At 70.0% G+C, this 3272-nt stretch carries 1 protein-coding gene; it reads right to left on the reverse strand.

Going from position 1 to position 3272, the window contains the following annotated elements; translation table 11 throughout:
- Nucleotides 1-2972, reverse strand: a 2972-nt coding sequence (locus tag ACIBI5_RS54210) for an amino acid adenylation domain-containing protein (RefSeq protein WP_397259656.1), incomplete at its 3' end; no start/stop codon positions are given.
- Nucleotides 2973-3272: the final 300 nt, after the last annotated feature.

Raw genomic sequence — 3272 nt, forward strand, 5'->3', positions numbered from 1 at the left:
GCCAGCGGCTGGACGGCGCCGGTGAGCCCGCTCTCCCAGTCGGCCACCATCGTCTCGACCTCGGCCGTGTCGTAGAGGTCCGTGCTGAACTCCACCACGCCGAACAACCGCTCGCCGTCGTCGGTGATCTGCCAGATCATGTCGAACTTGGCGGCGCCGGTCGGCAGCAGTTCCCTGCTTCCTTCCGCCTCGCCGAGCCTGAGGGGACACGGACGGTGGCGGTGCATCTCGAACGCCAGCGCAACCCCGGAAGCACGCGGCACGTGCTCCGCGATGAGCGGGAAGGGCACGTCCCGGTGGGCGAGGTCGGTGAGAACGTCCTCGCGCACCCGGCTCAGCAGCTCGCGGAAGTCCGTGCTCACCTTGATCCGCAGCGGCACCAGATTGACGAAGTAGCCGATCAGCCCCTCCCATTCGGCCTGGTCCCGGTCGGCGGTCGGGGTCGCGACCAGCAGATCGTCCTGTCCCGTGCGGCGCTGCACCATCTGGGCGAAGGCGGCGAGCAGCACCATGAACGGCGTCGCCCCGGCGTCCCTGGCCAGTGCCCGCACGCGTGCGACCAGCTGCGGGGGCAACGCGAAGCGCACCACCGCCCCGGCAGGGCTCCGATCCTCACCGGCGGTCGCGGGCAGATCCGCCAGCCGGTCGCGCCAGTAGGCCAGCCCCTGCTCGTGGTCGGCCTCCCGCCGGTCGGCCGCGTAGTCGATGGGCCGGGCGGTCAGAGCGGGCAGCCGGGGCTCACGGTCCTCCGACAACGCCTGGTAGAGCTCGCCCAGCTCGGTCTCGAACAGGCCGAGCGACCACTCGTCCCAGACGAGGTGATGCACGACCACCAGCAGCGCCGGTCCCCCGTCCACCGCGCGCAGCAGCCGCGCCCTGATCAGGGGACCGTGGTCCAGGTCGAACGGCTCGCGGACGTCGGCCTCCTCGAGGCCCTCGCCTTTCTCGACCGGGACCGAAACCGAGGGCAGCACCACCTGCCTGGGCTCGCCGAGCCTGGAGGGAAACACGGTACGCAGCGCCTCGTGCCGTTCGATCAGCCTGTTCAGCGCCCGTTCCAGCAGCGCGGCGTCGACGGGCCCGCTCAGCCTGAACAGCCACGGCAGGTTGTAGATCGGCGCCTCCGGGTTCCACTGCTCCGACAGCCACAGCGCCTGCTGGCCCAGCGACAGGGGGCCTTCGTCCCCGCCGTTGCGTGGCGCGGCCCCCGCGGGCTTCGCGCTCTGCCCGGCATCGAGCCTGGCCGCCAGGTCGGCGAGGACGGGTGTCTCGAACACGGCCTGCGGCGTCAGGTCTCTTCCGAAGTACCGCAGCAGGCGCGCGGTGATCCGGAGCGCGGTGAGCGAGTCGCCACCCAGGGCGAAGAAGTTGTCATGCCGACCGATGTGATCGCGCCCGAGAGTCTCCAGCCACAGCCCGGCCAGCAGTTCTTCCGTCGCGGTGCGCGGTGGCTCCGTCCGGCTCGGGTTCTGCTCCGCCGCGGGCAGCGCGTCGCGGTCGAGCGTGCCACCGGCGGTCAGCGGCAGCCGGTCCATCCGGATCAGGTGCGCCGGCACGAGTGGCCGGGGCAGCCGCTCGGTCAGGAATCTCATGAGCTCGCCGGTGCCGGTCTCGCTCACCACGTAGCCGATCAGGCGGGTGTCCCCCGCGCCGTTCCGCCGGCCCAGCACGGCGCACTGCCGTACGTCCGGGTGGGCTTCCAGGACTCTCCGCGTCTCCGCGGGCTCGACGCGGAACCCCCGGATCTTGAGCTGGTCGTCGATCCTGCCGACGAACTCCAGGAGCCCGTCCTCCCTGCGCCTGGCCAGGTCGCCGGTGCGGTACAGGCGGGCGCCGGGGGCGCCGTACGGGTCGGGGACGAACTGCCGTGCCGTCGGGACCGGTCTGCCGAGGTAGCCGTGGGCCAGCGGGCCGCTGATGTAGAGCTCGCCCTGCTCGCCCGCGGGGCACGGGGAGAGCGAGGAGTCCAGGACGTGGAGCACACGGTCGCCGCAGGCGGCGCCGATCGGGATGTCGCCGTGCGCCTGGGTCACCTCGTGGGTGGCGGCGGTGATCACGGATTCCGTGGGGCCGTAGGCGTTGACGAGCCGCACGCCGGGGGCGTGCCGCAGCCAGGCGCGGGCGGCCGTGGACGGCATGCGGTCGCTGCCGGAGATCATCAGCCGGAGGCTGTGCCCGGCGGGAAGCGGGTGCCGGGGTAACGTGCCCGCCAGCTCGCTCAGGTATCCGGCGGGCAGGTTCGCGACCGTGACCTGCTCACGATGCAGCAGGCCGACCAGGTCGGGGATGGAAGGGAGGGACGTCCCGGGCGTGAGCACGAGCGTCGCGCCCGCGCTCAGCGGAGCCAGCGCCTGTTCGATCGCGACGTCGACGTGGGGCGGCGCGAAATGCAGCACCCGGTCGCCGGGGCCCAGGCCGAAAGCCGTGCGTAACCCGGAAAGGTGCTCGTGCAGCGCGCCGTACGGCACGGCGACCGGTTTGGGCCTGCCGGTCGTACCCGAGGTGTAGACCAGGTAGGCGGTGTGCGCGGCATCGGGCGTGAGCAGGGCGCCGTGGTCGTCGCCCGCACCGGTGATCCGCATCGTGGGCGGCTCATCGAAACTCTCGTCATCGCCCAGCACGAGGACCGCGCCGCTGTCCTCCAGCACCAGCTTCTGCCGTGCGGCGGGCGCACCCGGCTCCAGGGCCAGGTACACGGCGCCGGCGCGGAGCACGGACACCATCGCGATCAAGCCGGACAACCGGTCTTTCGCATGGACGGCGACGACCCGCTCGGGACCCGCCTGGTGTTCACGCAGCCGCCATGCCAGGGCCGCGGTGCGGCGTTCGAGCTCGCCGTAGGAAAGGGTCTCATCCGCATGGACGACCGCCGGGCGAAGCGAGTCGGCACGCGCGTGCAGGCGCAGAGTATTTCCCAGGTCTGAACGTTCTTCCGCGGCAGTGATCCGGAACGCGGAATAAGCCTCCGCCATGGCAATTCCCCCTGAAGGATTCGGACCGACGCACGAATTAACTGGGGCTTCTCAGCGGGTATGCTATGTTGCTAACGAACCCTTGCGCAAGCTATCCTGACCAACAATGCTTGTCAAGGCATGGTGCAGGCATCATGGAGTGTCTCCGCCGATCAAGCGTGCCTGGTAATCGATCAAAGTCAAGGGAGTGTTGACACCAGGGAAAACAGTCTCTTTCTAATAGTCGCTTAATCCTGAATTAACACTCTTAATCAAACGGCGGCCTTTGGACGGGGTGATTGGCATGAGTTTTTCCGGCGT

Origin of the sequence: Nonomuraea sp. NPDC050540, from assembly GCF_044457485.1 — a bacterium.
GTDB lineage: Bacteria > Actinomycetota > Actinomycetes > Streptosporangiales > Streptosporangiaceae > Nonomuraea.